Annotated in this window: 20 protein-coding genes; 14 read left to right on the top strand and 6 right to left on the bottom strand. The window is 33.2% G+C overall.

Features of this window, described 5'->3' with window-relative positions:
* Nucleotides 1-20 precede the first annotated feature (20 nt).
* A complete protein-coding gene (locus tag V5E38_RS15020; protein ID WP_499213586.1) occupies nt 21-1,073 on the bottom strand; it encodes an excinuclease ABC subunit UvrC in 1,053 nt (350 codons plus the stop codon).
* 221 nt (nt 1,074-1,294) lie between these two features.
* Here V5E38_RS15020 and V5E38_RS15015 point away from each other — a divergent pair, with 221 nt between their 5' ends.
* On the top strand, nt 1,295-1,633 hold the full coding sequence (locus V5E38_RS15015; RefSeq protein WP_097978122.1) for a hypothetical protein: 339 nt from the start codon (nt 1,295-1,297) through the stop codon (nt 1,631-1,633).
* A 612-nt stretch (nt 1,634-2,245) separates the two neighbouring features.
* On the top strand, nt 2,246-2,980 hold the full coding sequence (locus V5E38_RS15010; RefSeq protein WP_499210619.1) for an AAA family ATPase: 735 nt from the start codon (nt 2,246-2,248) through the stop codon (nt 2,978-2,980).
* 43 nt (nt 2,981-3,023) lie between these two features.
* Here the strand turns inward: V5E38_RS15010 and V5E38_RS15005 are convergent, their stop codons facing one another.
* Both V5E38_RS15005 and V5E38_RS15000 read right to left on the bottom strand, forming a co-directional pair.
* A complete protein-coding gene (locus V5E38_RS15005) occupies nt 3,024-3,371 on the bottom strand; it encodes a DUF952 domain-containing protein (RefSeq protein ID WP_098565854.1) in 348 nt (115 codons plus the stop codon).
* Nucleotides 3,372-3,390: 19 nt separating this feature from the next.
* Nucleotides 3,391-4,134, bottom strand: coding sequence for a hypothetical protein (locus V5E38_RS15000; RefSeq protein WP_499210618.1), 744 nt, complete (start codon nt 4,132-4,134; stop codon nt 3,391-3,393).
* 161 nt (nt 4,135-4,295) lie between these two features.
* Here V5E38_RS15000 and V5E38_RS14995 point away from each other — a divergent pair, with 161 nt between their 5' ends.
* Genes V5E38_RS14995 through V5E38_RS14985 form a run of 3 tightly spaced genes read left to right on the top strand, consistent with a single transcriptional unit; the run spans nt 4,296 to nt 7,986 of the window.
* Nucleotides 4,296-5,747: a spore germination protein gene (locus V5E38_RS14995; protein ID WP_499210617.1), complete on the top strand. Its 1,452-nt coding sequence runs from the start codon at nt 4,296-4,298 to the stop codon at nt 5,745-5,747.
* A gap of 23 nt (nt 5,748-5,770) precedes the next feature.
* Nucleotides 5,771-6,868 carry a GerAB/ArcD/ProY family transporter gene (locus V5E38_RS14990; protein ID WP_499210616.1) on the top strand — a complete coding sequence of 366 codons (1,098 nt, stop codon included), beginning with the start codon at nt 5,771-5,773 and terminating at the stop codon, nt 6,866-6,868.
* Nucleotides 6,865-7,986 (top strand): Ger(x)C family spore germination protein, encoded by a 1,122-nt coding sequence (locus tag V5E38_RS14985; protein ID WP_499210615.1) that lies wholly within the window; start codon nt 6,865-6,867, stop codon nt 7,984-7,986. The genes V5E38_RS14990 and V5E38_RS14985 overlap by 4 nt, the downstream gene beginning before the upstream one ends.
* A 41-nt stretch (nt 7,987-8,027) precedes the next feature.
* On the opposite strand, the gene V5E38_RS14980 is transcribed toward V5E38_RS14985, so the two are convergent.
* Both V5E38_RS14980 and V5E38_RS14975 read right to left on the bottom strand, forming a co-directional pair.
* Complete coding sequence (locus V5E38_RS14980; RefSeq protein ID WP_499210614.1) at nt 8,028-9,212, bottom strand: MFS transporter; 1,185 nt, start codon at nt 9,210-9,212, stop codon at nt 8,028-8,030.
* A gap of 2 nt (nt 9,213-9,214) precedes the next feature.
* Nucleotides 9,215-9,658 carry a MarR family winged helix-turn-helix transcriptional regulator gene (locus V5E38_RS14975; RefSeq protein ID WP_499210613.1) on the bottom strand — a complete coding sequence of 148 codons (444 nt, stop codon included), beginning with the start codon at nt 9,656-9,658 and terminating at the stop codon, nt 9,215-9,217.
* 173 nt (nt 9,659-9,831) lie between these two features.
* Between V5E38_RS14975 and V5E38_RS14970 the strand changes: the two genes are divergently transcribed.
* From V5E38_RS14970 to V5E38_RS14935, 8 genes are all read left to right on the top strand, one after another.
* Nucleotides 9,832-10,710 carry a YitT family protein gene (locus tag V5E38_RS14970; protein WP_097978113.1) on the top strand — a complete coding sequence of 293 codons (879 nt, stop codon included), beginning with the start codon at nt 9,832-9,834 and terminating at the stop codon, nt 10,708-10,710.
* A 179-nt stretch (nt 10,711-10,889) separates the two neighbouring features.
* Complete coding sequence (locus V5E38_RS14965) at nt 10,890-12,548, top strand: FAD-binding dehydrogenase (RefSeq protein ID WP_499210612.1); 1,659 nt, start codon at nt 10,890-10,892, stop codon at nt 12,546-12,548.
* 162 nt (nt 12,549-12,710) lie between these two features.
* Nucleotides 12,711-13,472, top strand: coding sequence for an SDR family oxidoreductase (locus tag V5E38_RS14960; protein ID WP_499210611.1), 762 nt, complete (start codon nt 12,711-12,713; stop codon nt 13,470-13,472).
* 181 nt (nt 13,473-13,653) lie between these two features.
* Nucleotides 13,654-15,372: an alpha-keto acid decarboxylase family protein gene (locus V5E38_RS14955; protein ID WP_499210610.1), complete on the top strand. Its 1,719-nt coding sequence runs from the start codon at nt 13,654-13,656 to the stop codon at nt 15,370-15,372.
* Nucleotides 15,373-15,578: 206 nt separating this feature from the next.
* On the top strand, nt 15,579-15,884 hold the full coding sequence (locus tag V5E38_RS14950) for a hypothetical protein (protein ID WP_499210609.1): 306 nt from the start codon (nt 15,579-15,581) through the stop codon (nt 15,882-15,884).
* A gap of 36 nt (nt 15,885-15,920) precedes the next feature.
* Nucleotides 15,921-16,868, top strand: a complete 948-nt coding sequence (locus V5E38_RS14945) for a LacI family DNA-binding transcriptional regulator (RefSeq protein WP_499210608.1) — start codon at nt 15,921-15,923, stop codon at nt 16,866-16,868.
* A gap of 46 nt (nt 16,869-16,914) precedes the next feature.
* The gene (locus V5E38_RS14940; protein ID WP_499210607.1) at nt 16,915-17,685 is read left to right on the top strand and encodes an HAD family hydrolase; all 771 of its coding nucleotides are present in this window, start codon (nt 16,915-16,917) and stop codon (nt 17,683-17,685) included.
* An 87-nt stretch (nt 17,686-17,772) separates the two neighbouring features.
* A complete protein-coding gene (locus V5E38_RS14935) occupies nt 17,773-18,768 on the top strand; it encodes an alpha/beta hydrolase (protein WP_499210606.1) in 996 nt (331 codons plus the stop codon).
* 98 nt (nt 18,769-18,866) lie between these two features.
* On the opposite strand, the gene V5E38_RS14930 is transcribed toward V5E38_RS14935, so the two are convergent.
* Complete coding sequence (locus V5E38_RS14930) at nt 18,867-20,543, bottom strand: M4 family metallopeptidase (protein ID WP_499210605.1); 1,677 nt, start codon at nt 20,541-20,543, stop codon at nt 18,867-18,869.
* Nucleotides 20,544-21,130: 587 nt separating this feature from the next.
* Between V5E38_RS14930 and V5E38_RS14925 the strand changes: the two genes are divergently transcribed.
* The gene (locus tag V5E38_RS14925; RefSeq protein WP_335491911.1) at nt 21,131-21,313 is read left to right on the top strand and encodes a hypothetical protein; all 183 of its coding nucleotides are present in this window, start codon (nt 21,131-21,133) and stop codon (nt 21,311-21,313) included.
* The last annotated feature ends 165 nt before the right edge of the window (nt 21,314-21,478 follow it).

Here is a 21,478-nt window from a genome sequence, read left to right as displayed (position 1 = left end):
ATTTTATTTTAATAGAGCTTTTATACAAAGAAATTAACTATTTTTCGAAGTTCTTTTGTTAATTTAGTACTTGTAGGACTAAGCCATCTTTTTGGAACAATTAGATGTTTGCAATTCTTACTATTTAAATAGCTGTAAATAATTTGAGCTTCGTCGATTTCATCGCGGCTTACATCTTTAGAAGATTGATCATTATTATTTTTGAAGTAATTAATTGAATTTGAAAATATTTCTTCAATCACTTGATCAAATGAATCGTATTCAATTTCTACCAATTCACAATGCAATATTTGTGTCCGATAGATCAGAAAGTACTTAAATTTGTTGTTTTCTAATTGTTCAATTGTAATAATATTATGATTTTGTTCAGTAAATTCGATTAGTTTTTCTTTATTAGTTAAAGACTTAACCATTTCAATCCAATCTCTGTATTTTGCCGCAGCCTCAAAATCAAATTGTTCAGATGCTGATAACATAAGCTTTTCCATTTCTTCAAGCAGACTCATGTCAGTACGATTAAGAAATCGAATAACTTTATCAATTATCATATTGTACTTTTCAAGCGCTGGTCCACCTAGACAAACTCCATTACATGTCCCTAATGAATAATTTAAACAAGCGCTATTCTTAACCGCCAGATGGCCACAATTAATTTTAAAGCATTCCTTAATGCCGGTAACTGCTCTTTCAACTGTACTTCTACTTGTAAAAGGACCAAATATTAATACATTTTCACTTTCAATAGGCTCGTAGCTAATTTCAAATGAAGGAACTTTTTTATTTAAGTTGATGACTAAGTAAATAAAAGATTGCGGACTTTTCATCATGCGATTATACATTGGTTTAATTTCTTTAATTAAATGACACTCAAGCATGAAAGCATCGAATTCAGTATCAGTCAATAAATAGTCAAAATCCTTTAAATGGGTTACCAGTTTTTTCACTTTTGGTGAATGTCCCTTTGAATTTTGAAAGTAAGATTGAACTCGTTTTTTTAAGCTTTTTGCTTTTCCGACATAAAGGATTTGACCTTTTGAATCTTTCATTAAATAAACGCCAGGGGATAAAGGCAGATTTTTTACTTTTTCTTGTAGATTAATAGTAGTTCATCCCTTTTCTTGTAAGTATAATCTCATTTTAACATGAGTAATGAATTAAAAGTCAGAACAATTATGCGGAATAACTTCAACAAAACTTTATATAAAAAACATAATTTAAAGTCTTTAATACACGCATAAAAGAACGACTACACGCGTAAAAATTGACTACAGATGATTTAAAGGAGAAGTGATCTTTGATGAAAACGATCTATACGACATCCTCTTTCTCCAATTGGATTCTAGCTTGTATTGTTAATGGATTAATAATTTGGTTATGCAGTTTATTTGCTCATCTAGTCGACTGGAAGTATGCTGACATGGGATTCTTCCTATACTTTGTCATTCTAGTATTCTATATTATTTGTTTAAAACTGAATGAAGGATTCCCAGCACTTTTTCGGAAATTTGTACTCCGCAAAAAATTCGATATAGTTAATGTATCTGCTTATGAAGTAACGATTATTCTAGTAGCTATTTTTCACGTAGTAAGAGCGATTGTGATTTATAAGGATGCTCTTAGTGCCGTATTTTGATTTCATAAAAAACGAGGGAATCCTAACAGTCTAACTAGTTAGGAGAACCCTCTTTTTTTTATTTTAATGGTATAAAAGGTTTGGAAAGCTATAAAAAAAGAGTTATGACAAATTGTAAATTATATTAGGTGATCTCAAATAAAAAAAGAGTGATGACAAAAAGCTTGAACTGCAAATAATTCTTAGAGTACCCGCAAATAAAAAGGCGTTTTGTACAAATAAACAGCGTACTGCAAATAAAATCTGAGAATCGCAATTAAAAATAGCAAAACTGCAATTAAATTTAGAAAAACGCAATTAAAAATAGCAAAACTGCAATTAAATTTCAGAGAATCGCAAATAAATTTAATTATTACCTATACTGGTTAGGGTATTATGACCTGGAAGTTGGACGATTGAAGACACTTTCAATGTAAAGATTCTCTTATTCTTACTAAATCGAATAAAAAATTCGTAAAATCCGTTAATTTTCGATGGATTATACCAACTACAATAAAAAAACGCACCCGAAATATCTCAGTTACTGTTCAAGACAATAATTTGTTGTACTTCCTCACAAATAAATTTTTAGATAAGGTCATAATTACTATATAATCTTCATAGGTGATGAAAATGTTTTTAAAAAAAATTACACTTTTGCGCGATGATATTCATTCCTTTAGCCAATATCCGTTTTCAATTCCTTCCATTAAATCTTTTGATGAATTGAACTTAAGAAGTAATGTAACCTTTTTTGTAGGTGAAAATGGTTCTGGAAAGTCTACATTATTGGAAGCTATTGCTGATAAATGTGATTTTAATACAGCAGGTGGGGGACGTAATAATAATTATGAAGTTTTTGCATCGGAGTCACAGCTTGGAAATTACATAAGACTTTCTTGGTTACCGAAAATTTCGAATGGATTTTTCTTACGAGCGGAATCATTTTATAATTTTGCTACTTACTTAGATGAATTAAAGGCTCCAGAAAATGAAAAATATGACAGTTACGGGGGACAGTCTCTCCATCATCAATCACATGGAGAATCATTTTTATCTTTGTTTTTAAATCGATTTAATGAAACGGCAATCTATTTGTTAGATGAGCCTGAGGCAGCGTTGTCTCCAGCTAGGCAATTATCATTTTTAAAAATAATTCATGATTTAGTCGAAAACGAAAATTCACAGTTCATTATTGCTACACATTCTCCAATTCTACTTGGTTATCCAAATGCAGATATTTTAAGCTTTGATCATGGAGAAATTTCTAGAATTGATTATGAAAATACAGATCACTATCAAATTACTAAATATTTTTTACAAAACAGGGAAAAGTTTTTAAGTGATTTGTTACGTGATGATGAGTGAAGCTAAAAAAACTCAGTTCACCTATGTGAAACTGAGTTTTTTGTTATTCTTGCTCTATTAATTCTTTAGGTAATATAAATTGTCCATTTTCATCAGCGTGAAGATCAACAACTTTAAAGACAGCATCTAAATTTAATGGTCCATAAATATGAGGAAATAATTGCCCGAAGTTTTCAGTATCTTCATAGACGATTTTTGATTTTGTTTTTTCTTCATTAATACAAAGTAAATTTAAATCAGTTGCACCTTTAAAGAATAAGTTTGCGATTTCAACAGTTTGCTGGAGGGTTGAACAATGGATAAAACCCTCATTGTTTAAACTATCAGGTGAATATGCACCTGAATTCTTTGCATTTTGCCAGTCTTTGTTTCCAATAATATGTAAAATCATTTTGGCTCTCCTTTAATCATCACTCAAAGTAGTATTTAATTTTTCTTTTCATCTCTTCTTTATTTTCCGCAAATTGTTTATGTCGATGTCCATTCCCGCCAGATGTATGGGGAAATCCGTATAAAATGGAGTCCGAATTTAAATAATCATTTCTTGTTAAATAGGTTAAAACTTTTGAAACATTAACTCCTAATGGGATTATGAGGGGACGTTCTAGTCTTATGATTTCTTCTGCAAAAGTATTAACAATATACTTTTTAAGTAAATCAGTTCTTAAAATATTCGGAGTTGAACCATTATAGTTTTTTCCTTTATAGAACACAGAGTATTTAATCACAGATGTAGTTTGGACTAAATGACTTGCTGTACTAAAAAGTTCGCTAGTTGAATTTAATCCAAGATAATGATGTAATTCTAATTCATCTAACATAGCAATTAAATTTTTTCGCATCGGTCCTTCAAAGCTAGAATTCTTTTTAACTTCATGTAAAATTTCTTCGTCTTCCATTTCCTTATCCTTAAGTCTGATCACAGTCGAATAAGATTGTTTCATTTGATGTAAGCCGGGGGTAATCCCAACTATGATGACTTTAGCTCGCTCATTAATGTACTCAAAGGGAGCATAATATATTTCTAAATTTTTCTTTTCATCTTTATCTACTAGAAATTTATCACTTTTTAATGCACTAGTTTCAAGTGAAGGAGATAAAGAAGATATTAACGTTTTATATTCATTAAATTTTGCGTTAGCTAAGATAGCCATATTTGGTCCTCCATCACAACTATTTATAGTTCATTGTATCGAAAGTTCTCAATGAAATCCAACTATCTACCAACTAGCCTTTCAAGTATAAAATAAGTGATTTTTGATAAAACTGATTAGCTGATAGTAAGCTGGAAATTTATGAAAGGCTGGAAGATTAAGTGGATTATTCTAATGAACAAAAGAAGCGTTTAAGAAAATTTAATTTACGTTCTTCCGTTCTTCATACTGAAGGAAATTTAATAGAAAACCTTAACATTATTCAAAGAATCTTTCCTACCTCTGATTTAGTAAAAAAAGACTTGATAATTCGAGATAAAAAGGCAGTGCTTTGCTATTTGTCTAGTATAGTCGATGAACAATTAATATCTCAATTTATTAACACAATAAGTTCGAATACAGAAGATATAGAATTATTCATAACGAATAATACTGTTCGTGCTAATCAAATCTTAGAAATTGAAACAGCGATATTGGATGGTAAAAGTATTCTATTAGTTGAAGGCGATCCAATCGCATTTGTTTATTGTACTGGAAAATTGCCACAAAGAGATTATACGCCTCCAAGTATTGATAATTCTTTAAGAGGGTCAAAAATATCCTTTGTTGAAACTGATCTAGCTAATATTGCTTTACTTCGCAGATTTATTAAAAGTCGTGATTTTCAAATAAAGCAAGTTGAAATTGGGAATGAGAATAAAAGTATGGTATCAATTGCGTATATCGATGGATTGGTTGATGAAGATTTACTATCTGGTGTAGAACAAAGTATTTCTCAGATAAAACTTGATTCTGTTATAAATGCAAACCATCTTGCGCAATTAATTGAAAGGAACCCATTTTCGCCTTTTCCTCAATATTTTACAACTGAAAGACCGGATGTTGCAGCTACGACATTACTTGAAGGAAAAGTAGTTTTAATCGTAGACCGATCCTCTGAAGTTATTATTTTACCGATTAATTTTGCAATATTTTTTAAAACGATTGATGATTATTCAACAAGATCGATGGTGGCTTCATTTAATCGTATCCTTAGAGTAGTTGCATTTTTTTTAACAATTTTTTTGCCGGGAATCTATATTGCAATTATTTCATTTAATTATGAGATTGTTCCTTTAAAATTACTTCTATCAATTGGGGAATCTAGGGCAAAGGTTCCATTTGATCCTTTATTTGAAGCCATAGTTATGGAGATAACTTTAGAAATGTTAAGAGAAGCAGCAATTAGGCTACCATCACCTATTAGTACAACAGTTGGCATTGTAGGCGGGATTGTAATTGGGCAAGCAGCGGTACAAGCAGGGATTGTTAGTAATATTATGGTAATCGTTGTAGCTTTAACTGCTATTTCATCATTTATTATTCCAAACTATGAAATGGCATCTAGTTTACGAGTCATTCGATTTCCAATCATGATTATGGCTTCTTTATTTGGTTTAATCGGTTTGATTGTGAGTACAATGATTCTCATGATTCATGGTTTGAGCTTATCAAGCTATAACAAACCTTATACGTTGCCATTTTCTCCAATTAATCGTGATGCATTTAAAGATACAATCATAAGAGTACCTTTAAAGTATCTTTGGAAAAAACAAAATAAACGTAATGAATAATGAATGTTAGAAGGGATTCTTTCATGATAATTACGAAGTCAAAAATTACACAATTTCAATTTATTTTAATGATTTTTGGTATTCAAGTAGGGATTGGAATGTTGTCACTTCCCAGAGAACTAGCTTTAAAAGGAGGTACAAGTAGTTGGATTGCAATTCTTTTTGGGGGGATTATTTCTACTTGTATTAGCATTTTATTTGTTAAATTAAGAGAGAAGGCTCCTAATTTAAACTACATAGGTTTTTTTACTTTTTATCTAGGAAAAATGATTGGATCAATCGTAGTTTTGTTACAAGCAATTTATTTCCTATATGGAGGATATCTCGCTTTAGTTAGAGCGATTCTATATATTCAATCCTATATACTTCAAGAAACAAAAACTTATATTTTATTAGTGTTATTTCTTTTTCCAACTTATCAGCTAATAAGTGGAGGAGTTCATTTAATTGCAAAATATATAGAAGCTATTTTTCCAATTGCTTTTTTTACCTTATTCATGCTGCTATTCACACTTAAAGATGCTGATCTAAATTTTATTTTCCCAATTATTAAAAATGGCTGGATGCCGATTTTTAAGACAATTCCATTAACGACGACTTCATTTCTAGGCATTGAATTAATTCTAGTTTATTATCCATATTTAAAGTCGAAGGAAAAGGCGATAAAAGGCGTGATTATTGGAAATGCTTTAACAACTTTTACGTACGTTTTTGTAACAATTATTTGCTTTGTTATTTATAGTCCTTATGAAATCAAAATGACATTTGAGCCCGTAATCGATATATTGAGTGTAATAGAATTCCAATATGTTGAAAGGTTAGATTTCATTTTATTCTCATTATTTTTAATGATAATCTCGAAATCATGGGTTACGTTTATTTGGGCTGGAATGAATGGGTTATCAGAGTTATTTAAATTTAGACTATTACCTATTGTCATTATTATTCTTTTTATCATCATTATCATCCTTACATTTATTCAGGTTCCGACATTTACAAATACAACTAATCATTTACATGTTTTAATGATTTCTGGATTATACATCACGATCGGTATCCCTATATTGTTATTGGTCGGCGGTTTCATAAAAAATAGGTTAAGTAAGGTGAAAATCAATTGAAATATTTTCAAGTATGTTTGCTTAGTATTTTTTTAGTAATCGGCGTTTCAGGTTGCAGAGGAAAAGTTAATATAGAAGATGTCACATTATCGATGATTTTAGGAATCGATGTAAACGATGAAAATAAAGTAGAAGTATTTATGGCAAGCCCAGTCTTTAGTGGAGAAACAAAAGCGAAAACTGAACATTTTAATGTTCAAACTTTATCGATTAAAGAATCTAGAAATTATTTTGATACCCGTGCTAGTGGAGTTACTGGTGGAGGTAAAATTCAAGCAATCTTAATAGGGTCAAAAGTACTTGAACATAAAAATTGGTTTTCGATATTAGATATGTTTTTTCGAGATCCAAAATTTAGATTAAATGCAGATCTTATTTTTGTAGATGGTCCACTTTCAGATGTTTATAATTTAAAGCCAAAGGATAAACCGGAATTACCGATTTATATTCCTCAATTAGTAAAAACTGCTGATTTTCGAAATGTTGCCTTTCGAACATCTATACGAAAAATGCATCAGATGTATTATGAAAAGGGAATAACTCCTTTTGCACCTGAACTAACCGTACAAGGTGATCATTTAGTGGTCAAGGGAACGACATTATTAACAAAAAATAACTTGTATAATCGAACCTTAACAATACAAGAAACACAACTATTAAAAGTTTTAAAAGATCATCTGGAAGGGCAATTAGTTGTTGCATTAGATCTTAAAAAATTTAAAAAAGATAAAGATGATATATTTACTGATGAAGAAACTAGTTTTTATATTAAAGATGTAAAGCGGAAAATCGATAAAAAATATTCAAATGGCCACTATAGCTTTAATGTAAATTTAACAATGCCGATTATGATTACAGAATCCCCAATAGGATTAACGAATGCAACAGAAAAAGTATTAAAAAATGCAATACAAAAAAAATTACAAAAAGAATTAAATAATTTAGTTCAATCTCTTCAAAAAGATAAAGTTGATCCAGTTGGATTTGGCATCCTTGCTCATTCATTTCAATATTCTGATTGGGAAAAAAATGAGAAACATTGGCTAGATACATATCAAAAATCAAATATAAAAGTAAAAGTAAAAGTTATTGTTATCGATAAAGGAATAACGATGTAAATGTAGAAACCCACCAAAAAAATTTGGTGGGTTTCACACGTTTATGCAGCTGTATTATCAATAGCTATAGCTTTTCTTTGCTTACGATCATGCAATAAATAATAAATAACAGACGTTGACAATACAGCAATCGCCGTTATTACGTACATAATATGGAATGATGCTTTCGCAGATACAATTCCAAGTACGTAAGAGCCAATTCCCATACCGGTGTCAAAAAACATAAAAAATGTTGCTGTTGCCATTCCCTTTTTTGCAGGGGCAGCAGTGTTAATCGCTAATGTTTGGAAACTAGGTACGATTGAACCATAGCCTAGACCGATTAATGCAGCGGAAAATAAAAAGATTGTTGGTACAGTTGAAAAACTCAAGACAACTAGACCAATCGTAAATAAGATGATCCCAGGATAAACAATTATGTTTGCTCCTTTACGATCAAATAGTTTACCAGTGAAAGGTCTTGATCCTAAAATGAAAACTGCATAAACAATAAAAAAGAAACTAGCAATATCTACAAAACCTAAATTCTTTGCGTATAATGTGATAAATGAAATGATACCACTGTAACCAAAAGAGATAATTGCTGAAGTAATTGAGATTGGTAATGCTGAACGCTCAATTAATTGTGATGGTTTAATTCGAGTTTTTACTTTCAATGTTTGTTTAGGAATCGCAATGAATAGACCGAAAATAAGTGAAATAATTGCGAAGAATCCACAAACAAAAAACAAAATATGGAAGGTGAAATGATTCATTAAATTAATACCAAGATAAGGACCAAATACCATTGCAAGGATCATGGATGAGCTATAATAACTCATACCTTCGCCCCTACGGGTTACAGGAACTATTTCAGCTACAATTGTACCTGTTGCGGTTGTTCCTAGACCAAAAGCAATCCCTTGTGCAAAACGCAATAATAGTAATAATGCAAAATTATTTATAAAAGGATATAAAAATGTTGTTAAAGTAAAGAAAACTAATGAAATGATAAGTATTTTTCTGCGACCAATTGTATCAAGCCAGATACCTGCAAATGGACGAATTGCAACTGAGGCGATAAGAAAGCATGTTACTACAAGACCAACTTTACTATCTTCTTGGCCTAAATTATCAATCACAAAAATCGGCAATGTCGCCATCAACGTATAAAATACTAAAAACACAAAAAATCCACTTAAGCTTACACTTAGAAAATCCTTTGTCCATAAACGCTCGTTTTTCAAACTTATTCCCCCTGTTTAGTAACCTCCGACGCTTTCATATTGTTCATCATTTTTTGAAAAACTTGAAGTGCAATATCAAGCTCTTCATCGGGTATATCTTTAATAACATCATTCTCAAATGAAATGATTTGCTCTTTCCAACTATCAAAATGATTAATAGATTTATCAGTTAGATGAATCATTTTTTCTCTTTTATCTGTTCCTTCTTTGCGAACAATTAAGTCTAACGTTTCCATTCTGCGAAGTGTTCGTGTCAGTGTAGGTGGCTCAATATTCAAATTCGAACAAATTGTTCGTTGAGTACATGGTCCATGTAAATGGATATAGTGAATAACGGACCATTGTGCCAAATACAATCCAGTAGGAACGAGATGCTCATTAAATGATTTCGAAAACTGACGTGTAGTTTGATTTAATAAAAAAAAGAAAGGCTGCTTTTTGCGCATAAAAAAGTCTCCTTGAAAAATTAGTTAGCTAGCTAATTAAAATAGTTGTCTAGCTAATTATATTTGAACAAATTGTGAATGTCCAGTGAATGAACTTAATTAGTATAAATTGAGCATAAGAGCAAATATTAAATGTAGAAAAATTTTACAAAACAGTTAGGGCGGTATTTGAGATGGCAGGAGCAATACATGCAACAAACGGTAAATCTCACAAAATGAAGATTGTGCAAAGAGCAATTGCAATGCTAGTTGGTGCTTTACTTGTAGCGACTGGTCTTGAAATTTTTTTAGTTCCAAATGATGTTATCGATGGTGGAATAACAGGTATTTCAATTATGTTTTCCCATCTTACAGGTCTTCCACTTGGGATCTTTCTATTTGTATTAAACCTACCTTTTTTTTATTTGGGTTATAAGCAAATTGGGAAAACATTTGCAATATCAACCATTCTTGGTATAACTGTTCTTTCCTATTTAACAAGCAGGTTTCACCATATCTCTGCTTTTACGGAAGATATTCTACTTGCAACAATTTTTGGAGGAATGGTCGTTGGTGTCGGAGTAGGATTAGCCATTCGATTTGGTGGAGCACTAGACGGAATTGAGATTCTAGCGATCATTATTAATAGTAAGATTCCTTTTTCCGTTGGTGAAATCATTATGGTTTTCAACTTATTTATTTTAGGAGCTGCTGGATTCATTTTTTCTTGGGATCGAGCAATGTACTCAATTATTGCCTATTTAGTTGCATTTAAAACAATTGATATCGTAGTTGAAGGATTAGAACAATCAAAATCAGCATGGATCATTAGTGACAAAAGTGATGATATTGGAGAAGCGATTCTTTTTAGAATGGGCCGTGGTGTTACATATATAAATGGTACAGGAGCATACTCAGGTGAAACTACAAAGGTTATCTATTGTGTTATCACTCGATTAGAAGAAGCGGAATTAAAAACAATTGTCGATGACATTGACCCTACTGCCTTTTTAGCAATTTCAGATATTGCAGAAGTACGCGGTGGAAGATTTAAAAAGAAAAATGTACATTAGGATTGGTTAACAAAAGCATTGAATTAGGAGGAAGGTTCAGGATTGATGGACCTTCTTTCCTTTTATTATCATGCTATTTGCTGTATTATTTAATTGATAACTGAAAATTTAGAAAACTGTTTTTGTAGATAAATTTATAATTTGATAGATTAGAAGGCTTAAAAGGAGGGAGAAGTTGGATGGAGAAGTTCGATGTGATTGTTGTTGGTGCAGGTTTGGCTGGTTTAGTTGCAACTGCTGAGATGGCTGATGCTGGAAAAAGTGTATTGTTATTAGACCAGGAACCAAAAGCGTCAATAGGTGGCCAAGCTTGGTGGTCATTTGGTGGGTTATTTTTAGTAGATTCTCCTGAGCAACGTAGGTTAGGAATTAAGGATTCAAGGGAATTAGCTTGGCAGGATTGGCTTGGAACTGCAGGATTTGATCGAGAAGATGATGAGGATTATTGGGGAAAGAAATGGGCAGAGGCATATGTCGAGTTTGCATCAGGTGAGAAGAGGCAATGGCTTTATGACATGGGGGTGAGATTTTTTCCAATCGTCGGTTGGGCTGAACGTGGAGGATATCTTGCAGAAGGTCATGGAAATTCAGTGCCCCGATTTCACATAGTATGGGGGACAGGTCCTGGAATTGTTGCTCCTTTTGAACGAAGAGTTCGCGAGCATATGAAAAAAGGTTTAGTAGAATTCAGATCCCGACATCGTGTAGATCAACTACTAACACAAGATGGAACCGTAGTAGGAGTAAGTGGTTCTTTATTAGAACCAAGTAAATCAGAGCGAGGAGAAGATAGCTCTCGTGAAGTAATTGGTGACTTTCAATATGGGGCAAAGGCCGTTTTAGTATCAAGTGGCGGTATTGGAGCGAACTTTGATTTAATACGCCAAAATTGGCCAAGTCGATTAGGTACCCCGCCGAAAAGGATGATATCTGGTGTACCAGCACATGTTGATGGTCGAATGCTTGCCATTACTGAAAATGCTGGTGGTCGAATTGTTAATCGAGATCGAATGTGGCACTACACTGAAGGCATAAAAAATTGGAATCCGGTATGGAGCAATCATGGTATCCGTATTCTTCCTGGACCATCTTCAATTTGGTTGGATGCCCGAGGAAAACGATTTCCTGCACCAAATTTTCCTGGTTTTGATACTTTAGGTACATTACAAGCCATTCAAGAAACTGGTTATGATTACTCCTGGTTTATTTTAACGAAAAAAATTATTCAGAAAGAGTTTGCCCTTTCAGGTTCAGAACAAAATCCTGATTTAACCGGAAAAAGCATAAAACAAGTGATGAAAAGAGCAACTTCAGGGATACCAGTACCGGTAAAAGCTTTTATGGAGAAAGGAGAGGACTTTGTTGTTGCAGACACGTTAGAAGAGCTTGTTGAAGGCATGAATAAGATAACCGGGGAAAACTTACTAAACTATGATGAAATCAACCGGCAACTAATTGCACGTGATCGTGAAATGGATAATAAATTTACGAAAGACTTACAAATAACTGCCTTAAGAGGAGCGCGAAATTATATTGGTGATAAATTAATTCGTGTTGCATCTCCTCATAAAATTTTAGACCAAAAAAACGGTCCGTTAATAGCTGTTCGTTTAAATATTGTAAGTCGTAAAACACTTGGTGGACTTCAAACAAATTTAGATGGGAATGTATTAAATTCTTCAGGTGATGCAATTCCTGGACTATATGCAGCAGGTGAAGTTGCTGGATTCGGCGGCGGTGGTGTACATGGTTATCGTGCGATGGAAGGAACCTTTTTAGGCGGTTGTTTATTTTCAGGTAGACAAGCAGGAAGAGCGATTAGTAGAGATTTAGAATAAAATCGAACTCATTTCATAAGCAGGCAGTATTAGAAAAAATTTCGTTAATGACAAATTCGTTAGAGCGGATTGATTTCAAAATTAATCGTTATACAAATCAATCGGATTTTTAAAAATTATAAATAGATCAAGTGAAAAATAATTAGAAAATGAGGAATAAAAATGAAACTTACAGGAAATACAATCCTTATTACAGGTGGAAGTACAGGAATCGGATTAGCTTTCGCAGAACGCTTTATTAAATCTGGAAATAAAGTCATAGTGACTGGACGACGTGAACATGTACTTGAAAATGCTAAAGAAAAATTTCCAGATCTTATTACACATGTAAGTGACTTGAGCTCTGAATCAGATCGTGTATCATTGTTTGAGTGGGTAACAAAGAACTATCCAGAAGTAAATGTACTAGTAAACAATGCAGGAATTCAACAACGATTTAATATCTTAAAATCAGATGCGAAGAACGATTGGAAATATTTTAATAATGAAATCATAACTAATATTGAAGCACCAATCCATTTGTCTATGCTATTTGCTCCATATTTTGCTACAAAAGAAGCGGCGACGATCATTAATGTTTCATCGGGATTAGCTTTTACTCCGTTGGTCATTGCGCCAATCTATTCAGCAACAAAAGCTGCAATTCATTCTTTTACAATAAGTTTACGTCTCCAACTTTCCGATTCAACTGTGGAAGTAATTGAAGTTGCACCTCCGGCAGTTAATACTGATTTAGGTGGAGCAGGATTGCATACTCACGGTGAACCTTTAGATGAATTCGCAGATGGGATTTTCATGGGATTAAAAGAAGGGAAACAAGAAATCGGATATGGAACTTCAGTTGAACGACTTCGTATGTCGCGAGACCAAGTCGATGAACATGTTACAAATATGTATAATATGTTGAAAAATACAATTCAATAACCAACTATTTTAAAAAAGGGCAAGTTCGTTAAATCGAATTTGTCCTTTTGTTGCTTTGTATTGGTTTTACACTATTCCTTTTTCTAAACAACCGTATAGCCTGTTCTATGATAGGGTACGAATAAAAAGGGTACTAAAAAACTGAACAAGCTATTGATATTGGAAAAGGAGTGGGTGTGTAATGGATAAAATGAAGAATACAGTCAGTCCCGACACACATGCTGGTATGACACAAAAAACAGTTGGGCAGTTTTTGTTTGATTGCTTGAAGCAAGAGGGGATTACAGAAATTTTCGGCGTCGCTGGGGACTATAATTTTTCACTACTTGATACGTTGGAGCGATATAACGGAATCCAGTTTATTGAAGGAAGGAACGAACTAAACGCGGGTTACGCTTCAGATGGCTATGCAAGAATCAAGGGGATTTCTGCTCTTATTACAACGTTTGGTGTTGGGGAGTTGAATGCATGTAATCCAATAGCCGGAGCCTATAGCGAACATGTTCCAATAATCCACATTGTTGGTTCGCCAAAAGAAAAAGATCAAAAAGAGCACAAGCTAATGCACCACACTCTAATGGATGGGGATTTTAATGTATTTCGCAATATGTATAAACAGATAACGGCCTATAGTGCGGTACTTACGCCTGAAAACGCCATGATTGAAATTCCTGCTGCTATTCGTATTGCAAAAGAAAAGAAACAACCTGTTTACCTCGTTGTGGCTGATGATTTAGTCGATCAGCCGATTATGGAACGGATAGAGCCAACACAACAACTAAAAACGTCAAACTTAAAATCTCTTCAGGCTGCGACAGAACATGTCCGTCAACTACTAGAAAATGCAAAGCGGCCTGTTATTCTAGTGGATGTAAAAACAATGCGTTTTGGCCTTCAGGCTGCTGTACTAAATTTAGCAGACGCCATGAAGATACCTGTTGCGTCCATGATGTTCGGTAAAGGGGCATTTGATGAAACCCATCCAAATTATATTGGGATGTACTTAGGCTCGTTTGGATGTTCTGAAGTTCAAAGTACGGTAGAAAATGCAGACTGTATCATTGCGATTGGCTTGGTACCTGCGGACACCAACACAGGGAATTTTACAGCAAAACTGAATTCAATGGTGACTATTCATATTCAATCGGACCTAGTGAAGATTGCTGAGGCGGTATATCCGAACGTTCTTGCTAATGACTTGCTTCAAGTAGTACAAAATGTGGGTTATACAGGTCAAGGATTGCATAAAAAAGTGTCATTTCCATACGATCAATACAATGTAAGTACTGAAGAACCACTTAAGGCAGCCGGCTATTATCCACTTTTCCAACGTATGCTGAAACAGGACGACATTATGATTGTTGAGATTGGTACACTCTTCAATGGCATGGCGGAGGTGAGACTGCCTAGTAATATTGTATATATTGGGCAAGGGGGCTGGGGCTCCATTGGATATGCAACCCCCTCGACATTTGGTGCCTGTATCGCAGCCCCAGAACGTCGGGTGTTACTGTTTACGGGTGATGGTTCACTACAGCTAACTGCACAAGAAATCAGCTCCATGCTTTATTACGGCTGTAAACCGATAATTTTCGTCTTAAATAATGACGGTTATACCATCGAAAAATATTTAAATGTAAAAACCAAAAATCAAACTTACAACAAAATCCCTAGATGGTCTTACACTAAGCTAGCTGAAGCTTTTGGAGGCAATGCGTTTACGGCTATTGTTCGTACTTATGGAGAGCTTGAACAGGCAATAAACGAAGCTGAAATTGAATGTTCCGAAAGACTCTGTCTTATTGAAATGATTGTAAAAGACCCATTGGACGCACCAGAAAATATGAAAAAGATGTACAAGTATTTGGAGAAACAGGCAATGCAACGCAGTCAAAAATAGTAACAAAAAAAGTTGGAATCTATAAAAAAATGATTCCAACTTTTTTTGATGTTCATTTCGCTATTTGTTCAACAAACCGAGTGATGAAAACTTTGAGTGCTTCCTTATAGCTGGCCTGAAATTTAGTTTGATTTTTTCTCTTGACTTGAAATCCATTTCATAAATTAGATTGAAAGTAAGCCGTATTTGAACGGAGGGAGAAAAAAATGAACAGAAAAGTTAACTTTAAACACGAAGAAAATATAGTGTCTAACGTTACAGGCTTATTGGAAATCTTTGATGGAACACTAAATATTTACTTTGGAGATTTGTTTTCAACCAATAAAAGATTATATATTGTAACCAATAAACTAATAAAGATGGAAAAATCATTCTGGTTTGAAGGAGAAAGGAAAGAGTTTGAACATTCTACACTCATTGTAGGAGAACATAGGATTACGGTAAGATGGGCAAACAGTGGAAACCTCCTTTCCTTTCTAAACACTTTTTCCGAAACTGAATGTAATGCATAAAAATCCTTGATAATTCATATATGTTGGAGGTGTGCGATGGCAAATATTAACGATATTGCAAGATTAGCAGGTGTATCGGTCTCTACTGTTTCTAGAGTCCTAAACAATTATAAGTATGTTGCTAGCGATAAACGTGAGGCAGTTCTTAAAGTTATTGAAGAAATGAACTATACACCAAATAAAAATGCAATTGATTTAATTCGAGGAGAAACACGGACAATAGGGGTTATTCTCCCATATAACAACAATCCAGCATTTGATCAAATATTAAACGGTATACTGAACAAGGCATTAGAGAAAGATTTTTTGATAACGGTGCTTCCTTCAAATTATCGTAAAGAAAAAGAAATGGAGTATTTGCAAAAATTAAAAAGCAAGCTATATGATGGCATCATTATCACTTCTCGAGCAAATGATTGGGAAACAATCATTCCGTTTAGCGAATATGGTGCAATCGTAGCTTGTGAATATACGCAACACGAGGAAATTGGCTGTTCCTATATGGACCGCTATTCTTCGTATTTGGATGCTTTTCATTTATTAAAAAACAAAGGGCATGATGTGGTAGCATTCACAACTGCTAGGCTAGAAAGCAACAGCACGAAGCAAATGATTGATGCTTATACTGAAATATTTGGTGAACTTCAACCTGAATACCATCTCACAGATTGTCAATGCTTAGAAGACGGATATGAAGCAGCAAAGAAATTTCTTCAATTACAAAAAAAGCCAACCGCTATCTATGCAAATGGGGATGAAGTGGCCGGTGGAATGTATTTATACGCAAAGTCGCAACAATTGAAAATCCCTACTGATTTAGCAATCATTGGCCAAGAAAATCAACCAATTGGAATCGGTATGGGAATTTCTACAGTGGATCATCAATTAACAAAAATCGGTGAACAAGCTTGTAGCCTTGTAATAGCGAAGTCTAGAGAAAAAGTAAAAATACCATATCGAATTATAGATAGAGATTCTATTTAAAGCATAATGAAAGATAAAAAAATAGAGAAAAATGTGGGGAAAGAAAATGAGTAAAAAATTTATTGTTTTTGATATTGATGGAACATTACTAACGACTGAAATGAAGTTTTTAGACAGTACGAAACAAGCTTTGGTTTCTCTAAAAGAAAATGGACATGAAATCGTAATCGCGACAGGAAGAGACTACACTTCTGCAATATCCATCGTCGACGAACTCGAAATTGATACGTATGTTTTATGCAATGGGTCAGTAGGGTTTGTCCGTCATGAAATAGCTCATGAGGAAATATTTTCAAAAGAATCTATTATGAAATTAATTGAAATTGCGATGGAAAACAATGATCAGATTGTGTTCCAAACATTGAACGGGGTAAAAAGACATTTTGAAGAACCTGGAGAGTCATTAACTCAGTCCTATGAAAGTCTAGGATTGATTATACCTGACTTTGATGAGATGTATTGGAAAGAAAATTCTATTATTCAAGCTATGCTGTTTTGCAAGACTGAAGATCTTCACAAATATGATATCAACGAATTCCGCTATGTTAGTTGGCACCAATATGGCTCAGATGTTATTCCTAGAGAAGGTTCCAAAGCTAAAACAATTTTGAAAATCGCTAAAGAAAATGGATTTAAGCAAGAAGATATTGTCTTCTTCGGTGATGGAATGAACGACATCGAACTAATGGAACATTCAGGAGTTGGCGTTGCAATGGGAAATGCTGAAACTGCGGTTAAAGAGAAAGCCAATTTAATCACAGATAGTTGTAATGAACATGGAATTTACAATGCTCTTAAGAAAATGTTATTAATCTAATATGTGAACGAATTCTGTCTTTATGTATGATATTTTTTGGAAAATCGAATAATAAGCTTCAGCTAGCTCTTTATCTGGAGGACATATATGAAGCGCACATTTAAAATAATTGGAATATGTTTACTTTTAATAATCATAGTTGGTGTTGGATCGATATTTCTATCCCCAAGGCCTGTAACGTGGATTTTGAAGAAGTCTTTTGCGGGTGGTATTGAAGTAGAGGCAGCAGATTATGGTATAGCAAAACAAAAAACTACAATGGATACTGATATTAAGTACTCATCAAAATATAAAAGCAGTACGTTCGATTTGATTAAATATAAAGGTGACCAAAAATACGTTCCAACCATTTTTTGGATTCATGGTGGTGCTTTTGTAGCCGGAGATAAATATGATGTTCGAAAATATGCTACATATATAGCTAGTCATGGGTATAATGTAGTGAATATAAATTATCCTTTAGCGCCGAGTGTTGCTTATCCAATACCTTTACAACAAATCGATCAAGCTTACAAGTTTGTTAAAAAAAATGCAGGTAAATATGGACTGGATTTAAACAATATTTATATAGCTGGAGATTCAGCTGGAGCTCAGCTTACAGCACAATTTGTTAGCATTCAAATGAATAAACACTATTCCGATACAGCTAAAATAGGTCAGAGCGTTGATCCAAATACAATTCGTGGTGCGATTCTTCTTTGTGGTCCTTATGATCTGAAAGAAGTGCAGACAAACGCTTCTTCAAGATTGATTATATTTATGTTTAAGCGAGTTGGATGGGCCTATTTTGGAAAATACAATTGGGAAGATGAAAAGATGACGAAGGAAGCATCTCTTTTAAGAAATGTACCAGAAAAATTTGTTTCAACATTTATAACTGACGGAAATACAGGTTCCTTTGAATCACAAGGTAAAAAATTTGCAACTTTACTAGAAAAAAGAACAGGTGTTAAACAAGTCTTTTATAGTAAATCAGAAGGAAAACTAGGTCATGAATACCAATTCCAAATGAATACGAAAGCTGCTCAAAATACATTTAATGAATTACTTAATTTTTTAAATGGTACGAAAGTTTCTCAATAAAAAAGCGATGGGATTCATACGATTGCTGCCCATTTATTAAAAAAGAGTCTCATAAGTACTTTCACTTATGAGACTTCTTTTACTTTATAAATTTTTAATTATTTTACACCAACTGCATCAAATGCATTATTAACAGTTGTTACTTCAGCAGAGCCTGCACCATATAAGTCAGCAGCAGATTGTACAAGTGCTGCACGAGCTTGACTAAATGTTGCTGAAGAAGTTAGGTAAACAGTATTTGCACGATAGAAAATTTTAGCAAGTTTATCATTACCGATTCCTGTTACAGATACACCGTAATGAGTTCCACCTACTGCAATTAAGTAAGCAGCTTTATTGATAATACTACTATTAGTATGAACCCCTCCATTATCAGAAGTTCCAGTGTAACGTTTTGAGTAGTGATCTGGATCACCATATTTAGTTGGATCACTCATTGAACGAAGTGAGTCACCAGTAATACCTGGTGTGTAGATATCTTCACCAATCTCGTAATCTGGATTGTTATTATTATAGAACTCAATAACAGTTCCAAAAATATCCGAAATCGCTTCGTTTAATGCACCAGATTCATTTTGATAGATTAAGTTTGAACTTCTTTCTGTAACTGCGTGAGTTAACTCATGCGCTACTACGTCAAGTCCACCTGATAAGTAAGTAAAAGTCGTTCCATCACCATCACCATAAACCATTTGAGTACCGTTCCAAAATGCATTGTTATAACTACGGCTATAATGGACAGTTGATTTTAAAGCAGCACCATTACCATCAAATGAATTACGTCCAAAAACAGTTTTATAATAGTCATATGTTTTTCCAGCATAATAATGTGCATCAACTGCTGCAGCTTCACTTGTGCTATTTAGTAGTGTGTCAGTGCTTGACAAAAGAGTACCAGGAAGAGTAGTACGATTAGATCCATTATATGTGAAAATACCGTTTCCTCTTGTATTGTCTTGTAAATAATAAGTTGAACCAGATAAAGTCATATTTAATGTTTTTGTATCACCAAGTACACCTTTTCCTGTTGCAGTTACATTTGTACCAGAAACTGTTGGTTTAGCAACTGATGCTCCAGCTGATTTACTAGCAGCATGGATGCTGTCCATTGTATCAATACTATTATATTTATTTAAAATTTTTCCTGTTGAAGCTTCAATGAAATAATTAAAGTTTCCAGGTTTAGGAGAAAGGAAGTTTAAGTTTACAACATAAGCATACGTAGCATTATCACCATTTGTATAAACTACTAGTTGAGCTGTTGGGTCTTTTTCATAGACAGGGGTATATCCAAGGTCTGCTTCTGCAATTTTGATAGATTTATTAGCATTAACTTTTTTAGTAGATTTTAACCCTTTTTTAGTATCTAAGTTTGGAATTACTGTACCAGAGAAAACATGTAGAGTACCATTATCTCCAACTACAGCCGTTTGAGTAGATCCCCATACAGGAACACCGTTATAAACTTGTTGTAGTCTAAGTGCGGTACCATAAGTATCTTTTTTGCTAGACTCAACAATGAACGACTCTTCTGCGGATTTTGAACCAAGTTTGAACTTATCTTTGTTAGCATTTACATACCCTTTTACAACACTTTCAGCACTCTTAGCTGATGGTTTTGTCAGCTGTCCAGAAACGAATTCAGGAGATCCTACTGATTTGTTGTACTTGTATTTAGATAATACATTTTTTGGTGCAGCATATGTATTAGTTACTCCTAAACTACTTGCCGCCAAACCTACAGATAATCCAACCGCTAAAACTTTTTTGTTCATTAAAAATTCCTCCCCTTGGTTAACAATGTGGTATTGAGGAATTCATCGTATCATCTGAAAAACTGGTTTATCAAACGACAAAAATCGTCAATTCTTGCATTTTATTAGGAAAAAATAAGCGGAAATATCGACGAAAAATTTATTCAGAATCTTTAAAATAGTTAAAAAGTAATGATTTTAGTTAAAAAATGGTAAATAAAAAATCGAATTTTATTAAGAATATGTATGATTTTGGTTAAAATTAACTCAAGGAAATGGAGCTTAAAGTGAAAAAAAGCATTTAAATTATTATATTAGTAAATTATTATTTTCTAGGTTTGTTAAAAAGGAAAGTAAGAAAAACAAAAAAAGGCAGAAAATTTGGATAATTAACTATTTCCTGCTTTTAATTTTCATTGACCTTATTTTTTATATAATCTTCTTTGGTACATCGAAATTCATTTATAAATAATGATAATCTTTGCTTTCACATGGACCTTTGAGTCTTATTTATTAGCCTTGCTGATTGTTAAACAATCATTGCAAAGTATAAAATCACCCTAAAATTACCAAAATAAATAATAAAAACTAGTAAAAGGGTGAGTTACTTGAGTATCGAATTCCAGGTTGGAAAAGATTATGAAAATGGTTCAATTAAAGACGTTTTACACGATTTAGGTTTTCAAGAAGATGGTAGAGAGTTTAAAAAAGATGGAAAGAGATTTAGGTATGAAGGCTGCGATAAGTATCAAAGCTATATCTTTTCTGTGACGATGAATCAATTAAATTAAAGTATTATAAATAGACCTAATTTGGTTTTTGTTTAATTAATCTTTAAGTCCTATTGAAATTTAAATTTCAATAGGATTTTTTTATTTCACGACTTAATCTCCAAACTTACACAAATTCTGGCTTATTTCCTTATCGAAAATAGTCGAAAGTTGTCTATTTTTTTA

The sequence above is a fragment of the Rossellomorea sp. GAMAL-10_SWC genome (genome assembly GCF_049568075.1).
GTDB lineage: Bacteria > Bacillota > Bacilli > Bacillales > Bacillaceae_G > Gottfriedia.
Note: the sequence above shows the minus strand (reverse complement) of the source record. Positions and strands in the feature narration are given on the sequence as shown.

What these genes read in the sequence shown, in the direction of transcription:
- V5E38_RS15010 (WP_499210619.1), top strand. Translation starts at nt 2,246, where the DNA reads ATGTTTTTAAAAAAAATTACACTTTTGCGCGATGATATTCATTCCTTT.
- V5E38_RS15005 (WP_098565854.1), bottom strand. Translation starts at nt 3,371, where the DNA reads ATGATTTTACATATTATTGGAAACAAAGACTGGCAAAATGCAAAGAAT.
- V5E38_RS15000 (WP_499210618.1), bottom strand. Translation starts at nt 4,134, where the DNA reads ATGGCTATCTTAGCTAACGCAAAATTTAATGAATATAAAACGTTAATA.
- V5E38_RS14990 (WP_499210616.1), top strand. Translation starts at nt 5,771, where the DNA reads ATGATAATTACGAAGTCAAAAATTACACAATTTCAATTTATTTTAATG.
- V5E38_RS14975 (WP_499210613.1), bottom strand. Translation starts at nt 9,658, where the DNA reads ATGCGCAAAAAGCAGCCTTTCTTTTTTTTATTAAATCAAACTACACGT.
- V5E38_RS14970 (WP_097978113.1), top strand. Translation starts at nt 9,832, where the DNA reads ATGGCAGGAGCAATACATGCAACAAACGGTAAATCTCACAAAATGAAG.
- V5E38_RS14965 (WP_499210612.1), top strand. Translation starts at nt 10,890, where the DNA reads ATGGAGAAGTTCGATGTGATTGTTGTTGGTGCAGGTTTGGCTGGTTTA.
- V5E38_RS14960 (WP_499210611.1), top strand. Translation starts at nt 12,711, where the DNA reads ATGAAACTTACAGGAAATACAATCCTTATTACAGGTGGAAGTACAGGA.
- V5E38_RS14955 (WP_499210610.1), top strand. Translation starts at nt 13,654, where the DNA reads ATGGATAAAATGAAGAATACAGTCAGTCCCGACACACATGCTGGTATG.
- V5E38_RS14950 (WP_499210609.1), top strand. Translation starts at nt 15,579, where the DNA reads ATGAACAGAAAAGTTAACTTTAAACACGAAGAAAATATAGTGTCTAAC.
- V5E38_RS14945 (WP_499210608.1), top strand. Translation starts at nt 15,921, where the DNA reads ATGGCAAATATTAACGATATTGCAAGATTAGCAGGTGTATCGGTCTCT.
- V5E38_RS14940 (WP_499210607.1), top strand. Translation starts at nt 16,915, where the DNA reads ATGAGTAAAAAATTTATTGTTTTTGATATTGATGGAACATTACTAACG.
- V5E38_RS14935 (WP_499210606.1), top strand. Translation starts at nt 17,773, where the DNA reads ATGAAGCGCACATTTAAAATAATTGGAATATGTTTACTTTTAATAATC.
- V5E38_RS14930 (WP_499210605.1), bottom strand. Translation starts at nt 20,543, where the DNA reads ATGAACAAAAAAGTTTTAGCGGTTGGATTATCTGTAGGTTTGGCGGCA.